Source organism: Enterococcus sp. DIV1337a, from assembly GCF_051712285.1.
GTDB lineage: Bacteria > Bacillota > Bacilli > Lactobacillales > Enterococcaceae > Enterococcus > Enterococcus faecalis.
In genome coordinates, this window is sequence record NZ_JBIOOP010000002.1 from 1 (window position 1) to 20,566 (window position 20,566).

The following is a 20,566-nucleotide window of genomic DNA, read 5'->3' on the forward strand; positions in this document are numbered from 1 at the left end:
AAAGCGGAAGATTTACAAGTTGTCGTTCAAATTCATGATAAAAATATTAATTATCTCATTCAAGATTTAAAAGATTTTGACTTGGTCTATTTTAAAGAAATTAAGTTCTCATTTGAAGATTATATTACTGAGATATTTAAGGAGGGAGTATAAATGTTTTCAAAACCAATATTTAAGCAAAGTATCAAAACCAATTGGAAACTATGGGCAATTATCACAATCGTCGCTTCAGTCATTTTATCTGGTTTCATCATAGGTTATGATGCGGAAGGATATGCATCGATTGCCGCTGCAGCGAAAGGAACCGCTTTTTCCAGTCTTCTCTCATCAATGGACAGTCTCTTAGGAAACTTAGAAAATTTCTATAAACTGATTGGTCTTATTCTTGGAATTGTTTATGTTGTATTTACAGCAAATACTCTTGTAGTGAGCGAGGTAGACTCTGGATCTATGGCTTATACTTTATCAACACCCATAAAACGTTCAAGTGTCATTTTTACCAAATCGCTTTACCTCATCTTATCGGTTATTTTAATGTATGTCATTGTTTCATTAGCCGGTTTAGGTGCCTCTCAATTAAAGTACAACAACGTGACGGGCTATCCGATCACAGAGGATATAGAAAAAGCATCAGAAACATTAGATAAAAGTGAAGGTTATCTATCTGAACATTTATATTTAATTAAAGATAATGAACAAGCTATGCGAGATGCTGCTGCAGCTCGCGATATGGATCTGGACGCCTATTCAATATACTTAGGAGAGGTCATCAAGGATCACTCCTATGAAGAGGCTGCAAAAATTATCACTGATGAACGTCGGGATATCTATGAAGATGATGATGACATGGAAGATGATGATATTGAAATCACAACTGAGGAATTGATCAAAAACCCGGCGATGATATTAGCAAGTAATGACGCATTGAAGGCTGGTGCAAGTGTACAAGGAATTTCTGTTAATGAGTACCGTCAATTTCTAGCAGATGAAATAAATGCACTTAAAGCTGAAAAGAATGAAGAAAATAAAGGAAAATCTCAGCCAACTGTCATGATTACGGAAGCCAATCGCGAACTCTTATTACAGGCTGTTATTGACTCTTCTGCAAAGGCCTTAAATATGAATAGTGCCCAAGTGAAAGATAATTTGACTTTAATTAAAGATCCTACCGCTTTAGAGGCGTCTATGAAAGCAACTGATTTAAATAAAAAACAAATCATTACGATGGCAAACCATGCCATGGTATCATCTGCAAGATCTGTCGATGCTGCTCTGGAATTTGATACAGAAACTTATTTTTGGTTAAGTCTTGGTCTACTCATCTTAATCCTAGCCATAAGCTCTGTTTCATTCTTCGCATCAACTCTATTTAACCGCTCAGGATTAGCTTTAGCTATCGGTGGGGGGATACCATTTGCTTTCTTCCTACTTACTATGGTTCAGCAACTGATGGACGATGCTCCAGTTATACTCGAGTATCTAACGATAACAACTCTATTTGATACAGATGCGATATTAGCTAGTGGCGAGTTTGGTTGGGGATTAGTTGCTTTAGGAACCATTGCTTTCGTTCTATATGCAGCGTCAAATGTTATCTTTACAAAGAAAGATTTACCACTTTAATATTGAAAGAACTATCAGTAAATTCCTTAGCAGCTACCGATAAATGAAGAGAATATAATGTGAGAAAGAGAATGAGACGGGCAAGATGATCTGATAACAGTTAACCTGGCAACTAATAAGTATTGGAGATGGTGCGAAGTAAGATTGATAAAAAATGGATAAAGGATTAGATTTAATACAATGTCTTATCACGATTCTAATGATTTGATGAGAGTGTCAAAACAATGATGAAATCATTTAGTTCTTATAAATTAGACAAGAGAAAATAAATATTCCATATCTACTTTATTGGATCCATAACATGACTAAATTCTGAATACTTTTTAAAGCTTATGATTTGGTAAAACTGAATATAAGTTAATTATATAGACTGAAAATTTTGAATTTTCAGAATATAACAACTTAAAAGTACTGACAAAATTTTTTAAAGGGGCAATATTAATGTTCTGAGATAATCAAATCTTACCGAAAATCTCAAAAGTCCAATGTGACACAATCGGATTCTGTCACATTCGTTAAAATCGCTCCATCCTTAGAGGCTCTAAGAGAAAATCACTTTTCTTTTAGGGCCTTTTTTCTATAGCATGTTTAAATGTGACTTATTATCTGTTATAATCATATTAAGTAACATTTGAGAGGTGGCTAAAAATGAAGAGCGTGGAACCGATTCGCGACAAAAAAAAGATCGATGCCATGAAGGCAATTTTGGCTTCCGGAAAATATGGGCAACGAAATTTGGTGCTTTTTTCGATTGGGATCAATACGGCGTATCGAATCTCTGATTTAAGACAGTTGAAATTAAGTGATGTGTTAGAAATTTCCCGTAGTCGGGTAATTGTCAAAGAACGTCTGGCCATGAAGGAACAAAAAACAGCTAAACACAATTCGGTCTTCATTTCGAACAAATTACGAAAAGTGATTCTTGATTATGTTCAATCCGAATTTCCTGAGCAGCTGCAAGCACAAGACTTCAGCAATTATTTGTTTCCAAGTCGAAAAGGAGCAGATACGCCTTTGACCCGACAAAGCCTTTGGCGGATCATTCATGAAGCAGGAACGGCGGTTGGGTTGAAAGAAATTGGTCCTCATTCGATGCGCAAGACCTTCGGCTATTTTTTGTACAAACAAGGGACCAAAACAGAGATTATTCAGTCGCTGCTCAATCATTCTTCACAACGGGAGACCTTACGCTATATTGGGATCACTCAGGAAGACAAAGATACTGCCGTAAAGAGTTTGGATCTATGACAGAATAATACCCTATATAATAGAAGGAAAAATTCAAGAGGTGAGAAAATGAACGAAGAAAAGCGACCTAACTTTCCGGATAAATACCACTTGTCTCGCAAAGAGTCTGTGTATTTATTGAAGAAAAATATTGTGGAACTGGTGTATAATGCGGGGAAATTTGAAGGATTGAATACAACGCTATTACAAACAGAAGAGATTATCAAGTATAATCGGGCCAATAACGTGGCTGTAGATGATGTCCTGACCGTCGTTAACTTAAAAAGAGGCTTTGAAATGCTTTTAAACGACGTACAAGAGCCCCTAATAGAGACAAGTAAGCGGATTAATCGGATCGTTGCAGCGGAAGATGCCCCTTTCCCTGCCGAAATACGAACTGGTGGTATCGAAGTATCGACCATTCAAGGAAGATATATTTCACCAATGTTATCTGAAGAAGATGTAAGGGATCGATACCAGAAATTAATGGACCAAAGTGTATCAGGAACTGAAAAAGCGTTGCGACTGTTTTTATTTATTTCAAAATATCAAATATTTGGGAATCATAATAAGAGGACTACTCTTATTACTGCAAATAAAATTATGTTTGATCATGGTTCAGGCTTATTATCGATTCCAGAAGTAATGGTTAAAAGGTTTAATGAAGTGCTATCAGAATATTATAATAGTGAAGAAGATATATATACTTTAAAAATATTGGATTTTATGTATTCTAATTGTATTTTTGGAATTAATTTTTAATAAAAATGTTAGTTAGTGATTTCTTTGGCTAGCGTTTTGAAAAATCCAATTGATCTATTAGTCAAATTTCAAATGAAAATAAATTTAATGTTAATTTATTAACCAATCCCAAATTGTATTTGTAATTTATGAATAAACTACTGTGATAGTGGTAAAATATGTAGGAGAAGTATATGAATTTAGAAGAATTAATAAGCCGCGGTGTTGAGTTAAGAAAAGAGAATGAGAAAAATTTAGAAGACAATCCTAAATATATATCATGGATGAAAAATGTAAATGTTTTTTTTCAGAATAGTCTCAGCGATAGCGTGTTAAAAAAAGACTTTAAGAATGCATATTTTTTTAGGAATAGTAATCCTAAGCGTCAATTAGAAGAAGTATTATCAATTTTATGTATAGAGAATTCGAAAGAGCAGAAAGAGGCAAATAACATGAAAAAAATTTTTATCAGTCACAGCTCAAAAGATAGAGATATAGTTTTAAAATTTATTGATTTTTTAAGTAGCGCTTTTGATATTAAGAAGGCAGATGTTTTTTGTACATCCTTAAATGGTAGTATTGAAGTCGGAGATGAGTTTATCGGGAAAATAAAAAAAGAAGTTACAAATTCGTCTGTGGTTATTTTTTTAATCACAAAAAATTTTTTAGAGAGTAAGTTTTCTTTAGCCGAAATGGGGGCTGCTTGGGCGTTGAATCAAAAAATATTTCCGGTTCTATACACTGATACAAATTATAAAGATTTAGGCGATACCCCGCTGGCAAGTTTACAAATGACAAAAATCAATGATGTAAATAGTATGAGTGGTCTAGCATCGTCTATAACTAAATTAGGACTATCTGATCCATCAAATATGCTTGAATTTAAAGATACATGGAAAAAATATTGGGCTATCTGAAGGGGAATCTATATGAAATTAGTTTATTTTGATGAGGGTACTATCACAGACTATTTAACCATACTGAATAATGGAACTCTATTAGAGATTCATGATGAAAAAAATGAATCAAAGAAATCAGCTAGTGTTGCAGGGAATATAGGAATTGCTCCAAGACTTTCAAAACTATTTAGTGGTTTTATTGGTGTCGGTGTAGATATGAATGCTCAATTGGGAAAATCCGCAGATAAATTAATACAAAAATCTATTACTAATGCATTACTATCTGATTTTCTCTCTGAATCTCGTAAGCAATCGAACGGCTTATGTAAATTAGAAAATCATAAAGTATTTCCTGAGAAAAACTCTATTGCTTATTATCAAACTATTTCACCATACCTTGTTATGACAGAAGGAGACGTTGAAATCAGTGATGGTATTCGATTATCAATCTCTAAGATGTACGAGGCTCTTAAATTTAGTAAAGGGTATTATGAAATGTTAGCATTTGATGATGAAGCTCTCAAGGTCTTCAGATTCAACAATAATGCTTTTTCTAATAATTATAACGTAGCGGATTTGGAACAAATGAATTTATCATTTTGGGGATTTAAAGTCGGGACGATGGACAGATCTGATTTAGATTTTCAGCAGTATATGGCTAGAAAAGTTAATGATGAAGTATTGACTTCATTTCACGATGATCGCAGTAAAGAGATTTTAGATGTATATGATATTGTTTTGGCAGGTGTAGTCTAACATGGCTAAAATTAAAATTATTTTTGGACCCAATACATTTTTCCAAAAGCAAATTCCTGAGAACTATATTCCTTTAGAGCATTATATTCGATTTATTGACTCACTTACCGTAAATATTCTTAAAGAGTTTGACTACACTAAAGTTGAAGATTATCTTTCTTCGGAAATCGTCGTGGCTGAAACAAACGCATACTCATCTATTAAGACGGGCGCTGTACAAAATTTTAAAAATATATTGGATCTTTTATTTGATTATTCAGATGGGATCTTTCTGCAAAACCCACCTAAAAATGTTTTGCATATGATAAGATCCAATTATAAGAGAAATATTGATTACGAAGAAATTTTATTTAGGTATAAAAATATTAATGTAAATAATTTGAAAAAGATTAATAGATATTTACGAAATAATATTGTAGGTCAAGATAGTGCACTAGATAGAGTGATGGCTAATATGTATTCGTTAACAAAGAATAAAAAATCAAAACCTATTGTTCTTATGTTGTATGGTGCATCAGGGGTAGGTAAAACTGAAACTGCTAAAATCATATCAAATGTTATGGGAGGAGGATTAGTTAGGAAACAAATGTCTATGTCAAAATCAAATCAATCATTTAGCTATACCTTTGGCAGTAGCCATGATGAACCAAGCCTAGCAAAAGATTTAATTCAAAGAGAAACTAACATAGTACTTTTTGACGAGTTTGACAAAGCACATCCTGAGATCTTAACCGCATTCTATCAACTTTTCGATGAAGGAGTATTTGAAGACTCAAACTATTTAGTTGAAATGCATAACAGTATTATTATATGTACATCAAATTACAGAAATGAAAATGAGATAAGATCGGCACTGGGTGATCCTATTTATTTTCGCTTTGATGATATTATTTTTTATAATGATTTAACTCTAATTAGTAAACAAATATTAATAGAACGAATTTTTGAAAATAGATGGAAATTACTAACTGAAAAAGAAATAAAGTTTTTGGGAAATAAAGAAGACTTGTTGGATAAATATCTTTCTTATGGAAATCAGCTAAAGAACTTTAGACATATTGATAATTTGATAAAACAGGATTTAAACCTTACTTTATTTAAACGAATAATTAGTGACAATTCATAAGAAATATTTGACAAAATAGAGCAAAGATGAGAATATAATAGTGTAGATAACTTGAGTATCTACTTTAGCTGTGATAATCATCGGTGCGCTGGCATGCACTGGAGATTTGAGCTTTAATAGGGTTGTGTGTGTACACCTCAAACCAGCAGTTAAAACACTCATACTTTAACTTTTAGAGATTTCGAAAGAAATCTCTTTTTTGTAAGGAAAAATCAATGGAAAATAATGATATATTGTACCAAGCAGCTAAAATTTTTGAAGAAATTAAATCCTATAAAATTGAGATTACAATAGGAAGAAAAGGCCAGGCAGAAGTATTTACAATTATTTTTGAAGATAGTGATTTTCATCATCTGGCTGGTTTACACAAATTAACTGACATAGTACAAGTCTATAAGCAAAATGCGAGCATAGTTTTTTCAAAAATACTTGAAAGAGAAATATGCTTAAGTGATTTAGAGGCCTCCTCTTTCTATACTTTAATACAAGACAGAATATCAATACTTTTATCGTTAAAAAACCTATTTTTCAATATAAATAGTGTTTTTAAATTTAGAAAGCTAATGATTCCTAATAGTAAAATTCGATGGACATATCTTCTTGAATTTACTTATAATACAACTGATTCCGGATATCTATTTTTGGAAGAATATAGAGCAAAGCCTGCTAATTATGTATGTGTTTCAAATTTCAAGAAAAATGTTGACTATGGATCAGGACAAATCAAGTACACATTACTCCAAGCAAAAGCAATAAATAAAATTTCCGAAGAAGAAGAGGTGTGGTATAAAAACCCTGCTTACAAAGAGTGATTTAGGTTCACTCTTTAATATTTTTAGTTTACATAAGATATATTATTCAAAGTAGATTAAAGGGGCCGAATTATAACATCAAACGCGACACAAAAACATTTATTTGATAACGTTTTGCCAATATTTAAATAACTAACTAAGTAACTAAAATTCATCGATTTAAACACTATGCAAATGCGACATTATATAACTAATCATCAAATAGGTTTTAATTTTCTTAGTTCTTTTTTAAACGTATATTCAGCTTTATTTTCTTGGTAAAATAAAGTTGCTTAATTCCCGTAACTGTTCAGAAGCTTTATTAAGAGTTTCTTGCATATTTTTTTGCACTTCTTCATCTTTCTTTTTTTCTTCTGGATGTAAAACATAATACTCCTCTAGCCTTTGAGGATATTCCAACTCATATTTAACAATTATGTCATGTAGTGGTTCGTATGATAGTTTTCTTCCCTCAGCTTTCGCTTTTAAAAACTCCCTTTGCAATTTTAATGGTACACCATCTGGAAATGGAATTGGTTTTGATTCAATAGGTTTTTTTAATGATTTTTTTATTTTCTTATACAATCTTCTATTTTGATTTGAAGGCGAATTATACACTTCTAAAATCTTCTTTTTTATAAATATAAATACTTTTTTTATTATTTTACCTGTTTGACTAAAAAATAGAATTACAATTAGCGTAACTAAAACAGTTGCAACTAACCAAAGTAACTGTCCTCCTATAGTTGGTTGAATTTCAGTATTAAAGAATTCTCCTATTTTTGATATCAATTTATTCACCTCAATTTATTATATCAAACAATATTTATTACATAAAGTTTTTATAAGAATGGAGGCATACATAAGCGCATCGCATTTTTTTGAATCAACCCGATCCACTGATTCAAAAAAATAGGATTTGCTCTCAAAATATTTTGGTGAGGTGATTGTAAACATTAATGAAAAAATAAAAAGAGATCCTCTTAAAAAAGAACACCTCTATAGTCATGTATCTTATAGTTATCGTTTTTGGCTCTATACTTTCTGATGTTGATAAAAATACCAACATCAGAAAGTATAGAGTCGGTTTTTCTTATTTCAATTATAAGTCATCAACGTTGTATTCGGTATATCCTTCATAATAATAACTAATATCAATACCTTTCATGAAGATTTCTCTATCATTAATTTTATCCGTTAAAGCATTGGAGATTAAATATTTAATCTCCAAATCGTTGACTGGACTTCTTTCCATTGCAGACAAATAATCTTCCTTATCGATTAAGTTCCAGTCTACAACTTGCTGTAATTCTTTTTTCAGGATTAGGTCTAGCCATATTCTGGTTGCTCTACCATTACCTTCACGAAATGGGTGAGCGATGTTCATTTCAACATATTTGGCTACAATTTCATCTAGATTACTTTGTGGCATTTTATCTATATGTTCTAAAGCGACTTCTAGATACATTACTGGTGCAAAGCGAAAATTTCCTTTAGAAATATTTTGATTTCGTACTTTACCTGCAAATTCATAAATATCTTCAAACAAATAATTATGGATATATGATAGACCTTTGAATGTTCCAACTTCTACTCTGTCAATATCTCCAGAGTCATATAATTGTTTTGCCTTTTCTTTACTGACACGTTCCTCAACTCTGTTTAACTCAAGTTGGTTAATAATACCTAATTTGTTTTCTAACAACTGAATTCACCGCCTATTAATTATTAATCCTCTTTTTCAATAACTCTTTCAACTTTCATGCTAAGTTTTTCAATGTATTTTAGCACGAAAGCTACATAACAATCAAAAATCTAAAGATACATACTATCCAGCTTTTCTCCAATAATATATTTTTTCCTAATGGTGAAAATAAACTTAATGCCCTTTTTTAGATTTGGAACATCATCATGATAGATAGTTGATGATATATAATAGATGTTTTTTTATTACATATAAGACATTAATTTAGATATTTTTAACAATGAACGCTTGTAAAATATCTAATTTGCTAGTTTCGATATTACGTGCCGCAGGTTTAATAATTTGAATTTTTCTTTTATCTGAAATTTTTAATAACCCTATTCCTTCAGGAAGCTCTTTAGATGCAAGTAATAAGATATCTTCAGGAACAACTATCCAACTATAATTAGTTTTAGGATTTAAAATTATATTGTTAAGTTTGTTATCCGAAAAAACTATTTCGATGCTATGCGTATTTAATTCTTGTGTATATTTACTAGAAACGTTTTCTAGTAACAAAAAATCTAAAGTAACTTGTCTCATTAATAATGAAGAATAAAAAGAGAAATCAGGAACTAATTTATAAACTGATTTTCCTTTATGATATGAGTTATTAGTACTTTGTAACCACGAACTATCTGACAATGCAAACGAGAAATCAGATACGGTGAATATTTGTTCGTCGCTACTATCAATTTTAGAGTATCTGTTTTTTTTAACTATTCCTCCACCCTCTTTAGCTTGTATCGTTTTAATAGTTGCCCAAGTGTTTAATAAGTCAGATCTCTTAATATCTTTTGCTAAAACTTGCTGCATCAATTCATCTTTTATTTGGCTGTTTCCTTGGCTGATTTTTTCTACTAATTCAAAATTATCTGGACTGACTCCTACATCTTCTATGTTAGGAACACTAACTCCTCTACCTGCTGCTCGTTGCTGGTAGTCAAAGTATATTTCTCCTGCTTTTTTTCTTTTCCATATTAGAGATTCAGTTACTCCTGTTACATATGCTAAATGTTTAATCCACTGTGTGAAAGAACTATACTCATTACGCCATAATTTATTATATTCTACTTCTCTTATTAGCTCGTATAGACGCACCCATGAATGAGTATCCTTAGACAATATTTCTTCGATTTCATGTTCTATTTTTCTTAGGTTCAATTTATCCTCCTTTCTGTCTATTTACTATAATGTGTTATAGTAAATAGACGTTATAAAAAGAAAGAATTCATGAACATTAAATATTATATGTATTCTTTCTTCCTATTATAATTAAAAAATGTATTCAATGATTTGATCTATTTTAGCCATATCCTTTAATGGTAAATATTCTATTTGGCTTAACTTTCTTTCTGCAAAGTCTAAAGATTTTAATTGGGAAATAACGACTTGTCCATGAGTTTCCATTTCATCAGGTAATGTATAACGAGTTGGCATATTTTTAATTGTAGAAGTTATGGGACAAATTACTGCAAACAATGTCTTTCTATTAAACTCATATCTAGAAACTACTAGACCTGGACGTCTTTTCTGTATTTCTTTTTCAGCTGAAGGATCGAAATCTATCCATACAATATCGCCCTTTTTAGGAATATATTTCTTTTCGTCACTCATTAAAATAATTCTCTCCCTCCAGGTTCAATGTCATGCCATTCATCTTTTTCGTAGTACTCCCCTTCTGATCCACCACTAAATGGGTCTTGTAATTTAGGGACTAACGTAATTGTCCCATCATCAGAATACATTACTATATATTCTTGGTCTGCTTTTGGTTTCTGTCCGTTATTAGATGGTAATGTCAATACTACAGAACTTCCTTGTTTTCTAGATTTTGTGGTTAACATAAAATCACCTCTTATATTTTATTATACTAAATAATTAAATGGTTTCAAATGATTGTATACTACATTTAATTAACTTAGTGTAATTTAGTTATTTAATTGATATTAGATATTTTAGAATTAATTTGTTAGGTCCATAAACTTAAAAGTTTTTGACCTCTTTGTTTTTTCGTGCTACACTTGGAATTATCTAGTGTCAAAAACTTATGTTCAGAAAAGGTGAGGAAATTTTGCCCATTTATGGTTATTCACGAGTGAGTACTAGTAATCAAGATTACAAAACCCAGATTCAAAAACTAGAAAAAGCCGGAGCAGAAAAAATATTCAGTGAAAAATATACGGGAACAAAAAAAGAAGGAAGAAAAGAATTAGAAGAACTACTATCTATTGTAAAACCTGGCGATAAAGTTTTAGTTACGAAAATTGATCGGCTAGCTAGAAGTATCGTTGATTTAAATTCGATTATCTCTTCTTTAAACAATTCAGGAGTGACTATCACCTTCTTAGATAATGCCCTAACCTTTGAGCCAAATAAAAGTGATTCTATGCAAACATTAATGATGAACATGTTGGGGAGCTTTGCGCAATTTGAAAGAGATTTAATCGTGACGAGAACGCAAGAAGGAAAACAATGGCATCGAGCAAACAATAAAAACTATCGAGAAGGACGTCCGAAAAGAGTTCTAAATGATAAATATAAACATGCACTAGAGTTAATGGAAACAAATAGCATGCGAGAAGTGGAAAGGAAAACAGGTATTTCTTTATCTACTCTCAAACGAATCAAGAAACAAGCAAAGGAAGAACAGTTACTTAATGAGAAATAATTCAGGAGTAGTTATTATGGAAAATAGAGAGAAGATTATTCAGATGTTGGAAAATCCTTTGATTTCAGGATACGGAATAGAAAAAATGTCAAATGGTCGACTCTATTCTGCAAATTATCAAAGATACAAAAAACGCGTCGAAAAAGAAAATAAGCCAATGGTTATTTTTGATACGATGTCAGTAAAAGTAGAAAAACTATTATTAGAGTTGGCCGAAGAAGTATTGCGAGTGCGTCCTAAAATAAAAAAAGAATTTAGAGAAATGGTTGCAAGATATAGCTTTAGAAATGGAGAGAATTAAGATGGTTGTTCGAAAAAAATATGATCATTGGGGAATAGAAATTACTACGTGGAATAAAACAAATGTAGTTGCTTATGTTGATTGTGATTGTGGCCAATTGGCTAGAAGAGAGTTGGGAAAATATAATCATTTTAAGTGTAGTAATTGTAAAAAAGAATACAAATTAAGTAAGGGTATTTTTGTAGAAATAAGCCAAAAAAAATTTGAAAAAAGAGGAAATATTGATAAAATAGTAATAGGCAACAACTAATTACTCATTAAATAGTGTCAAATAAAGTGCTTAAAGTAATCCCTTAATTTTTAGTTGTTGCCTTCATGATAAATAAATTTGTGGTAGTTATTATTTAAGGTGACTAGTTATGAGAAAAGAGTATGATTATCAGAAAATAGAAGTAGCTAACAGAGCTGAAGGTGTTTTGATTGAGTATATTTCTTGTGATTGTGGCATGTTAGCGGAACGTATTCGTTGGAAACGAACAGAATACAAATGTAAAAGTTGTGGTAAACAGTATAAGCTTGCATTTGGTGGATGTGGATAGGCTACAATTAACTAGACAGAAAAATTAAGGTGTGTAGACTAGAAGAAAACATACCAGGAGGAATTTTTATGTCTAAGAGAACACGAAGAACTTTTTCACAAGAATTCAAGCAACAAATCGTCAATCTTTACTTAGCTGGAAAGCCACGTGTAGAAATCATTCGAGAATATGAACTAACGGCTTCAGCATTTGACAAATGGGTAAAGCAATCTAAAACGAGTGGTTCATTCAAAGAAAAAGATAATCTTACGCCTGAACAAAAAGAATTGTTAGAACTACGTAAAAGAAACCAGCAATTAGAAATGGAAAATGATATTTTAAAGCAAGCAGCGCTGATATTCGGACGAAGAGACAAGTAATCGATGCGAATAAGCATCTTTACCCTATATCAGCGATGTACAGAATATTAGGTCTATCACGTCAGTCCTATTATTATCAATCAAAACCAAAGAAAGACGAATCAGAACTTGAAGAAGTAGTCGCTGAAGAATTTATCCGCAGCCGAAAGGCCTACGGCTCAAGAAAAATAAAAAAAGCCTTATCAAAACAAGGCATTCAGATCAGCCGACGAAAAATTAGTAGAATCATGAAAAATAGAGGATTAAAATCGAGCTATACTGTTGCTTATTTTAAAGTACATCATTCTACTTGCAATGAAGCCAAAACGACAAACGTATTGAATCGTAAATTCTTAAGAGACAACCCATTAGAAGCGATCGTAACAGACTTGACTTATGTACGAGTCGGGAAAAAATGGAATTATGTCTGTTTCATTTTGGATCTGTTCAATCGAGAAATTCTCGGCTATTCTTGTGGAGAACATAAAGATGCCGTTCTAGTAAAAAAAGCATTTAGCCGTATCAAACAACCTCTGACAGAGGTTGAGATTTTTCATACAGATCGTGGAAAAGAGTTTGATAACCAAGCTATTGATGAATTATTAACAACTTTTGACATCAATCGATCATTGAGTCATAAAGGCTGTCCTTTTGATAATGCCGTAGCTGAATCAACTTATAAGTCGTTGAAAGTAGAATTTGTCTATCAATACACATTTGAAACCTTACAACAATTGGATTTGGAGTTATTTGACTATGTCAATTGGTGGAACCACCTTCGGTTGCACGGTACAATCGGAATAGCATACGGAAAGAAGTTCTGCACCTTATAAAATTTGTCAAAAAAACTGTTCCCATTCCACTTTTGATTTTTGTGTACAACAGTGCCTTAGTAATATAATTTCTAAGTGCCTACATCAAGAAGAATATTCTCTTGCTCTAGACTATATAACTACTTTCAAATCACTAAGGAAAATACCTAGGTTTCATATTGGTCTGTCTATAAACTTAGAAATTGTTTACTTAGAACAACTAACCAATTTTCTTCAAACAAGAGATATTACTATCTTTTTAGAAGCTGTCCAAACTGCAAACATGTTTAAAAAACTAGGCTATATTTCCACTTATGAAAATCTTGATAATGAACTAAGATCTATTTCTCAAAGAGAAAACTTTGTTTACCCAGATAAAAATGTTTTTGCTACACAGCCTTATTCTAACGATCTATAAACTAAAAAATCATAAGGACTACGGTTTGAATAAGACTGTAGTCCTTATGATTTTTTAAAATAAACTGTTTAAAATACCTATTCCCCCAATAATATTACCTATAGCTCCTCCTAAATTTGATAAAAGAAAAACAAGCCCTATCTTTATAAGTCTATTACTGTAAATAGTCTTAATTGATAGAAAATCATCTTGAACTGTTAAAAAATCTCTAACAGTAGGTTTTTTAACAGTTGCTTCTGCTAATGCTGAAAAAACACCTACTGACAAAACCGGAGACAGTGCACCTACTGGAGCCATTATTAGAGACGTCAAAATAGTTAAAGGACTAGGCAATGCAAAGCAAGTAAATATCGCTGCTAAACCACCATTCCAGACCCACCATTTTAAAAGCTGATGAAACCCAACTTGCACACCCGAAAAAAAAAGATACGGCTAGTAGTAAAATTATCGTTAACGGAAATATAAGCTCAATTAATTTACTACTCAACTTTTTAGAAGGAATACTTGTTAATTCTGAAATATCATAATTTTTTTCTTCTTTTAATTTTTCTTTAATACCGCTTATGTGCGCTTTACCAACAACAACAACATTCACCTCATATTTTGAGTTTTGTAAATTAGTTACCATGACTTTATCTCTTTCCGTTATCATATCGTTGTATATAGTTGGAATTTTCTTTGAAAGTTGTATAAACACATTATCAAAGCTATCTGACTCTAAAAAATCTTCCAATCTTTCAGTCTCAACATCTTCAAATTCTGAAAAAAAAGTCATTATTAATTTGGGCTTTTGTGTAAAACTTAAATGTCTCCACATTCTTTTGAAAGTCACTTGTATGTCCCTATCAATTAATTGAATATCAGCCCCCACGTCTTCAGCACTCTCTAAGGCTTGAATTAGTTCTCCTGCCTGTATAGTACCTTTTTCCTTAGCTAATTTTCTTTGTAATGCACCGTGGAATGGGAACAGTTTTTTTGACAAATTTTATAAGGTGCAGAACTTCTTTCCGTATGCTATTCCGATTGTACCGTGCAACCGAAGGTGGTTCCACCAATTGACATAGTCAAATAACTCCAAATCCAATTGTTGTAAGGTTTCAAATGTGTATTGATAGACAAATTCTACTTTCAACGACTTATAAGTTGATTCAGCTACGGCATTATCAAAAGGACAGCCTTTATGACTCAATGATCGATTGATGTCAAAAGTTGTTAATAATTCATCAATAGCTTGGTTATCAAACTCTTTTCCACGATCAGTATGAAAAATCTCAACCTCTGTCAGAGGTTGTTTGATACGGCTAAATGCTTTTTTTACTAGAACGGCATCTTTATGTTCTCCACAAGAATAGCCGAGAATTTCTCGATTGAACAGATCCAAAATGAAACAGACATAATTCCATTTTTTCCCGACTCGTACATAAGTCAAGTCTGTTACGATCGCTTCTAATGGGTTGTCTCTTAAGAATTTACGATTCAATACGTTTGTCGTTTTGGCTTCATTGCAAGTAGAATGATGTACTTTAAAATAAGCAACAGTATAGCTCGATTTTAATCCTCTATTTTTCATGATTCTACTAATTTTTCGTCGGCTGATCTGAATGCCTCGTTTTGATAAGGCTTTTTTTATTTTTCTTGAGCCGTAGGCCTTTCGGCTGCGGATAAATTCTTCAGCGACTACTTCTTCAAGTTCTGATTCGTCTTTCTTTGGTTTTGATTGATAATAATAGGACTGACGTGATAGACCTAATATTCTGTACATCGCTGATATAGGGTAAAGATGCTTATTCGCATCGATTACTTGTCTCTTCGTCCGAATATCAGCGCTGCTTGCTTTAAAATATCATTTTCCATTTCTAATTGCTGGTTTCTTTTACGTAGTTCTAACAATTCTTTTTGTTCAGGCGTAAGATTATCTTTTTCTTTGAATGAACCACTCGTTTTAGATTGCTTTACCCATTTGTCAAATGCTGAAGCCGTTAGTTCATATTCTCGAATGATTTCTACACGTGGCTTTCCAGCTAAGTAAAGATTGACGATTTGTTGCTTGAATTCTTGTGAAAAAGTTCTTCGTGTTCTCTTAGACATAAAAATTCCTCCTGGTATGTTTTCTTCTAGTCTACACACCTTAATTTTTCTGTCTAGTTAATTGTAGCCTATCCACCGTAAACAATATTAGAGAACAACACTACTAATTTGTTTTGTTTGATTATCTTAATAATGTCTGTTTTTGCCCATTCTTCAGGACTGGTATATTTTTGGTGTCTCTTTTGATCTAACTCTACACAAACGCAACCTGGCCTAACTTCATCAATAACGTTTTTTACAAGTTTCGCACTTTCTTCTGAAATATGATTTGTCCCTACAAGATAATATGTTTTATCTTGTATAACTAATTTTTCTACTCCATCCATAGCAATCTCCATTCTCTATTGAATTTTCATTTTTTATGTTCATACTTTGCTCTAACCGAATGGATGAAAACATTTTAAAGTTTATTTTTATCAAATAAACTTTAAGTAGGATACAAAATAAAGTATAAGATCTATTAAAACAAATAAATCAATTTACTTAGTTTTCAATCCAATTATGCAAAGTAATTTCAGAATTTTTAGAATTATTCCTATTTTTTATATTTTCTTTTTCTAATACACATTCAACAAATAAATTGTAAAAAGACTTGTAAAATAGACCTTGGGGACTTTTAATTGTAGAATCTGTAGTAATCTTATGTTGAACACGACGCAAACATTTTTCTATTTCTTCTTGATAATCTTCACCTAACAATACCGTATTATACTCTTTCTCTGCTTTATTTTTAGCTCGAATAATTGTTCCAACTTTTTCATGAGCTTCTTGAATTGTATTTGAAAAAAGCGCTATATATTTTAAGCTGGATTTGTTTAAAAATGTTTGTTCTTGAACTTCATGAAACTGATCTAATAAAGTACGTTGTCGCATCTGCTCGTTATTCGTATCTTTTGTGTCTAATGTATCTAAAGAATTATTTATATAGATATTATCTTTTACTTGTGCGATTTCAGCATATCCAGTTTTATCAAGGGTTTCAGACATTTTTTTACGACGTGCGATTTCAGCATATCCGCTATTATCAAGAGTTTCAGCGTTTGTTTCACGGTGTGCGATTTCAGCATATCCAGTTTTATCAAAGGTTTCATCAGTTGTATTTGTTGATAAGTATAAATCTTCTTTTTCTAACTCTGGCTGTAAGAGATAATATTTGTTTGCTATGTTTTTTCCAGCTTTCGCATCGAATCCCCCTCTGAGGACTTCCAATAAGCCATACTTTTCTAATTCGTCTAGGGTAGATTTAACTTTTCCTTGATAGCAATTTAACATCTCCATGAGATCCTTTTGTTGAAAAATCAAATAGATCATTCCGTCTTCGTCAATCCAGTTATTTGTGAGAGCAAGAGAAATTTTGTCTTTAAAAAGCATATAAGCAATTTTAGAACTATCTTTCATGGATTTGTATTTTTTATTTTTCAACAGAAACTGTGGGAATTTCCAAAATAGCTCTGAGTAGCTGTTTTGATAACTATACCCCCGTTCTTTAATCTTCGTCATTATTTTACATACTCCTTTAGTAAATATCCTTTATTCGCATAGTAAGTAAGTTAAAAATATCAAAGACAAAAGAGGTTGGCAAGCAATAATAATAGCTAATTCAATTAGTTACCACATTAAATCCAAAGAAAAACTATTTAGCTACCACCTCAATTTTGAAAAATAAGTATTTAACCACCACCATTAATGTCAAAATAATTTATTTAGTTACTACCTGAATATATAATTCGCTTCTACTATAAAATAAATTATCTACCACTTTTAATAATAAATTAGTTACCACTTTTAATTTATTTATCTACCACTTATTTTTTGTATGAAAATGTATAAATAGTAGTAATAATGATAGTTATCTAATAAATTAGTTACCACTTTTAATTTAATTGCCTACCACTTTAAATGTTAAAACACTATGAATTAATTACCACCTAAAATATAATTAGTTACTACCTTTTTCAACAATATAATTAATTATTTACCACTGTAAATACATAAATAAATTATTTGTTTACCACCTTTAAATAAATTGAATACCACAGTGATTATTGTTGGATTGAAATTAATTACTACCTTAAGTATTTATGGTGGTATTTAAACTAGTTATATTTTTGGTGGTATGTTATAATATTTGTAAAATTGTACTTAGAGAGGAAGTTGCATGTATGGTAGCAAAAAAATATGTAATTGGTAACTTTAAAGGTGGCGTCGGTAAAAGTACTTGTGCTCAAATGTTTGGATTTGAGTCAGCAAAATTCAAGGAATTAAAAACATTAATCATTGATTTAGATATGCAAGGAAATACTTCTGATGTTATGAACTTAACGCATATGAATTTTTCTAAAGATGAGGGCGGGGGGGAAGGCGAATTAATCGAATACACAAATACAATTACTGACGTACTTATTTCAAATGTTGATCCACATGACGCTATTTATAAGATTATTGAAAATCTGTATATATTACCTGCGGATATGTCGTTTGAATTATACGATGATTGGATTAAAGATAGATTTCCTAATTCAATTGATAAGTTTAAATACATGGAAGAAAAATTATCCCCTCTATTTAATGATTTTGATGTCATTTATTTGGATGTACCTCCATCAATTTCTATTTATAGTAAATCTGCTATGTATATAGCTGATTGGGCTATTGTTGTGTTACAAACTCAAGTCAAATCTATGCGTAATGCTATGCAGTATTTGGAATATATGGACTTCTTTACTAATGAATTTGATACAAATTTAAAAGTTGCTGGCGTTGTTCCATTTATGTTAGAAAGCGGTGATTCCGTAGATAAAGAAATGTATCATCAAGCACAGGAAATCTATGGAGAGCACTTAATTAAAAACGTTGTGTTAAAAAATGCACGACTTAAAAGATATGATGGATCAGGTATCACTACTGAATTAACTAAAAAAGGAAAATTAAAGCAATGGGATAAGAAATGCCATGAATTATTTATCAACATTTTGGACGAATTAGAAGAACATGAACATTGGTATGAAGGGTAGGTTTAAAGAATGGCTGAGATTAAAAACTTAGGTATCTTTGGTAGTAGTAATAAAGGACTAGATAAAATAAAGCAGCGATCAAAGGAGAAGTCAAAAGAAACAACTATAAGTAATATTCCTAAGACTCATAGTACCTTCAGAAGCCAGAAAACAAGCTCTGTAGCTCATGAAGTACCTATTCGAAAGAAAAGAAAAGGTGCCCCAATAACAAAATTTGATAAAGTTTACGCTGCAATGCAATCCGTTAAATTATCTGCCCTTACTAATGCTACAGCAAGCATCATGGTTGAAAAGTATGAAACAAATATGAAAAAAGACGAATTATTGCGAAAAGCTTTAAATGAATATATTCGATTAAATCTTTCTCAAGAAGATAAAAATGATTTACTTAATTCTGTTGCCCTTGAATTAGATTTGTTTAGAGAAGCCCATCCTATTATTCCTGATGTAGATATAGACAATAATGTGATACGTTCGTCTGAAGAAATAAAGCAAGAAACTTTTACTGATATAAAGAAACAATGGGGAATCAACGATAAAATAAGAAAATAAAAAAATACCTACCATATTTATTTAAAGTGGTAGGTATTTTTTTATTACTTAATGATTTTTTTTAAGTCTATAAGGAAAAGTATAAGTTTTGAATTTCACACTTTCTTACGTATGTTTAAATATATTTAAGGTGGTAATTAAATACAATAAAAGTGGTAGGTAATAAGAAGTAATATATATTAAATACTGATGTATAAGTAATGAATTTCAATAAAAGGTGGTAGATAAATTCTATTAAAGTAGTAAGTAAATATTGATAGGTAGTAGCTAAATAAAATAAAAACGTTATTTACGTTATAAGTATAGGAAAAAAGTATTAGATAAAGCGATTTAAGGTAGTAACTAAATGTATTAAAAGTGGTAAGTAATACATAATAAATATTGATATATAAGTAATAGAAAGAAACAAAATGTAGAAGTTGAAATGGATAAACAGCTAGGCATTTTTCGCCGACTTGTTATTTATAGATAGGTTTGTACAGATAATCCTAAGGTGTAATAATCTAAAAATAAGAATTGCTGTTACTTGGTTTTGATTGAACAAAAAAATAGAAATATTGTTAACCCGTGTTACACTAAACTTCATCATCAATAATTTTTTTAGTACGTCTGTAACGTTCCAGGTGCAGCAAATAATCGTCTTGCAGTTTTAAAAGGTCTGAATATACCTGATCCATAGTTTTGCTGGCCGACAAAGAAAGAGAATGAATAAATGAAATAGGAAGTGTTTCAATTTTTTTGTTGCGAGTAATCCAAGAAGAGACAGTTCCTTGAGAGAAAGCATGTAATTCACAAAATTCTTCTACAGTAATCCCTAGTTGCTTGATAATGTATGCGTTGATAGGGTGTGGATATACAAAGATTTTTCTAGGCATGGTGGGTAAGCTTCCTTTCTTAGGTTATTAATGCGTTTGCAGTAATATTGT

26 protein-coding genes are annotated in these 20,566 nt (G+C 31.3%); 15 read left to right on the forward strand and 11 right to left on the reverse strand.

All coding sequences use genetic code 11. From position 1 onward, the window contains the following. The first annotated feature begins 153 nt into the window (after positions 1-153). From IGL49_RS12155 to IGL49_RS12185, 7 genes are all read left to right on the forward strand, one after another. On the forward strand, positions 154-1,623 hold the full coding sequence (locus IGL49_RS12155) for an ABC transporter permease subunit (protein ID WP_104858747.1): 1,470 nt from the start codon (positions 154-156) through the stop codon (positions 1,621-1,623). A gap of 648 nt (positions 1,624-2,271) precedes the next feature. Continuing rightward, complete coding sequence (locus IGL49_RS12160) at positions 2,272-2,871, forward strand: tyrosine-type recombinase/integrase (protein ID WP_104858746.1); 600 nt, start codon at positions 2,272-2,274, stop codon at positions 2,869-2,871. Positions 2,872-2,919: 48 nt separating this feature from the next. Next, entirely contained in the window at positions 2,920-3,612 is a 693-nt protein-coding gene (locus tag IGL49_RS12165) for a hypothetical protein (RefSeq protein WP_104858745.1), read from the forward strand. A 173-nt stretch (positions 3,613-3,785) separates the two neighbouring features. Further along, complete coding sequence (locus IGL49_RS12170) at positions 3,786-4,508, forward strand: toll/interleukin-1 receptor domain-containing protein (RefSeq protein ID WP_016630099.1); 723 nt, start codon at positions 3,786-3,788, stop codon at positions 4,506-4,508. A gap of 12 nt (positions 4,509-4,520) precedes the next feature. Next, complete coding sequence (locus IGL49_RS12175; protein WP_016630100.1) at positions 4,521-5,246, forward strand: DUF6414 family protein; 726 nt, start codon at positions 4,521-4,523, stop codon at positions 5,244-5,246. Between the two features lies 1 nt (position 5,247). Further along, on the forward strand, positions 5,248-6,372 hold the full coding sequence (locus tag IGL49_RS12180; RefSeq protein ID WP_104858744.1) for an AAA family ATPase: 1,125 nt from the start codon (positions 5,248-5,250) through the stop codon (positions 6,370-6,372). 215 nt (positions 6,373-6,587) lie between these two features. After that, positions 6,588-7,184: a PBECR4 domain-containing protein gene (locus tag IGL49_RS12185; protein ID WP_104858743.1), complete on the forward strand. Its 597-nt coding sequence runs from the start codon at positions 6,588-6,590 to the stop codon at positions 7,182-7,184. A 246-nt stretch (positions 7,185-7,430) separates the two neighbouring features. Here the strand turns inward: IGL49_RS12185 and IGL49_RS12190 are convergent, their stop codons facing one another. The 5 genes from IGL49_RS12190 to mazE all read right to left on the reverse strand — a co-directional run bounded on the left by IGL49_RS12190 (position 7,431) and on the right by mazE (position 10,754). Continuing rightward, complete coding sequence (locus IGL49_RS12190; protein WP_104858742.1) at positions 7,431-7,964, reverse strand: hypothetical protein; 534 nt, start codon at positions 7,962-7,964, stop codon at positions 7,431-7,433. A 301-nt stretch (positions 7,965-8,265) separates the two neighbouring features. Further along, positions 8,266-8,868 carry a protein adenylyltransferase Fic gene (fic, locus tag IGL49_RS12195; protein ID WP_002362434.1) on the reverse strand — a complete coding sequence of 201 codons (603 nt, stop codon included), beginning with the start codon at positions 8,866-8,868 and terminating at the stop codon, positions 8,266-8,268. A gap of 264 nt (positions 8,869-9,132) precedes the next feature. Next, a complete protein-coding gene (locus tag IGL49_RS12200; RefSeq protein WP_002362433.1) occupies positions 9,133-10,071 on the reverse strand; it encodes a hypothetical protein in 939 nt (312 codons plus the stop codon). A gap of 111 nt (positions 10,072-10,182) precedes the next feature. Then, positions 10,183-10,524: a type II toxin-antitoxin system PemK/MazF family toxin gene (locus IGL49_RS12205; protein ID WP_010784114.1), complete on the reverse strand. Its 342-nt coding sequence runs from the start codon at positions 10,522-10,524 to the stop codon at positions 10,183-10,185. Continuing rightward, a complete protein-coding gene (gene mazE, locus IGL49_RS12210) occupies positions 10,524-10,754 on the reverse strand; it encodes a type II toxin-antitoxin system PemI/MazE family antitoxin (RefSeq protein ID WP_002362431.1) in 231 nt (76 codons plus the stop codon). The genes IGL49_RS12205 and mazE overlap by 1 nt, the downstream gene beginning before the upstream one ends. A gap of 203 nt (positions 10,755-10,957) precedes the next feature. Between mazE and IGL49_RS12215 the strand changes: the two genes are divergently transcribed. The 6 genes from IGL49_RS12215 (at position 10,958) to IGL49_RS12240 (ending at position 13,986) form a co-directional block, all read left to right on the forward strand. Further along, a complete protein-coding gene (locus tag IGL49_RS12215; protein WP_161971889.1) occupies positions 10,958-11,578 on the forward strand; it encodes a recombinase family protein in 621 nt (206 codons plus the stop codon). Continuing rightward, a complete protein-coding gene (locus IGL49_RS12220; RefSeq protein WP_033628686.1) occupies positions 11,568-11,879 on the forward strand; it encodes a hypothetical protein in 312 nt (103 codons plus the stop codon). The genes IGL49_RS12215 and IGL49_RS12220 overlap by 11 nt, the downstream gene beginning before the upstream one ends. Then, entirely contained in the window at positions 11,866-12,129 is a 264-nt protein-coding gene (locus IGL49_RS12225; protein WP_104858763.1) for a hypothetical protein, read from the forward strand. Before IGL49_RS12220 ends, IGL49_RS12225 begins: the two co-directional genes overlap by 14 nt. 109 nt (positions 12,130-12,238) lie before the next feature. Then, positions 12,239-12,418 (forward strand): transcriptional regulator, encoded by a 180-nt coding sequence (locus tag IGL49_RS12230; protein WP_104858764.1) that lies wholly within the window; start codon positions 12,239-12,241, stop codon positions 12,416-12,418. 68 nt (positions 12,419-12,486) lie between these two features. Further along, positions 12,487-13,589, forward strand: a protein-coding gene (locus IGL49_RS12235) for an IS3 family transposase (protein WP_429109886.1) whose coding sequence is annotated in 2 segments (ribosomal slippage) — positions 12,487-12,763 and positions 12,763-13,589 — 1,104 coding nt in all. Because the reading frame shifts where the segments join, the coding sequence is not laid out codon by codon here. 67 nt (positions 13,590-13,656) lie between these two features. Continuing rightward, on the forward strand, positions 13,657-13,986 hold the full coding sequence (locus tag IGL49_RS12240) for a hypothetical protein (RefSeq protein WP_423243001.1): 330 nt from the start codon (positions 13,657-13,659) through the stop codon (positions 13,984-13,986). Positions 13,987-14,040: 54 nt separating this feature from the next. On the opposite strand, the gene IGL49_RS12245 is transcribed toward IGL49_RS12240, so the two are convergent. The 5 genes from IGL49_RS12245 to IGL49_RS12265 form a co-directional block, all read right to left on the reverse strand. Continuing rightward, positions 14,041-14,283 carry a hypothetical protein gene (locus IGL49_RS12245; protein WP_240185280.1) on the reverse strand — a complete coding sequence of 81 codons (243 nt, stop codon included), beginning with the start codon at positions 14,281-14,283 and terminating at the stop codon, positions 14,041-14,043. Positions 14,284-14,311: 28 nt separating this feature from the next. Further along, the gene (locus tag IGL49_RS12250) at positions 14,312-14,968 is read right to left on the reverse strand and encodes a TraB/GumN family protein (protein ID WP_240185281.1); all 657 of its coding nucleotides are present in this window, start codon (positions 14,966-14,968) and stop codon (positions 14,312-14,314) included. Positions 14,969-14,971: 3 nt separating this feature from the next. Further along, positions 14,972-16,074, reverse strand: a protein-coding gene (locus IGL49_RS12255; protein WP_113837402.1) for an IS3 family transposase whose coding sequence is annotated in 2 segments (ribosomal slippage) — positions 14,972-15,798 and positions 15,798-16,074 — 1,104 coding nt in all. Because the reading frame shifts where the segments join, the coding sequence is not laid out codon by codon here. Between the two features lie 68 nt (positions 16,075-16,142). Next, positions 16,143-16,400: a TraB domain-containing protein gene (locus IGL49_RS12260; protein WP_238641402.1), complete on the reverse strand. Its 258-nt coding sequence runs from the start codon at positions 16,398-16,400 to the stop codon at positions 16,143-16,145. A 157-nt stretch (positions 16,401-16,557) separates the two neighbouring features. Beyond that, positions 16,558-17,574 (reverse strand): replication initiator protein A, encoded by a 1,017-nt coding sequence (locus IGL49_RS12265; RefSeq protein WP_033788525.1) that lies wholly within the window; start codon positions 17,572-17,574, stop codon positions 16,558-16,560. Between the two features lie 662 nt (positions 17,575-18,236). On the opposite strand from IGL49_RS12265, the gene IGL49_RS12270 reads away from it, so the two are divergent. Together IGL49_RS12270 and IGL49_RS12275 are read left to right on the forward strand one after the other, a co-directional pair. Beyond that, entirely contained in the window at positions 18,237-19,088 is an 852-nt protein-coding gene (locus tag IGL49_RS12270; protein WP_033788523.1) for a ParA family protein, read from the forward strand. Between the two features lie 9 nt (positions 19,089-19,097). Then, a complete protein-coding gene (locus IGL49_RS12275) occupies positions 19,098-19,640 on the forward strand; it encodes a hypothetical protein (protein ID WP_033788522.1) in 543 nt (180 codons plus the stop codon). A 575-nt stretch (positions 19,641-20,215) separates the two neighbouring features. On the opposite strand, the gene IGL49_RS12280 is transcribed toward IGL49_RS12275, so the two are convergent. Beyond that, positions 20,216-20,515 (reverse strand): type III secretion system protein PrgN, encoded by a 300-nt coding sequence (locus IGL49_RS12280; protein WP_104858766.1) that lies wholly within the window; start codon positions 20,513-20,515, stop codon positions 20,216-20,218. Positions 20,516-20,566 lie beyond the last annotated feature (51 nt).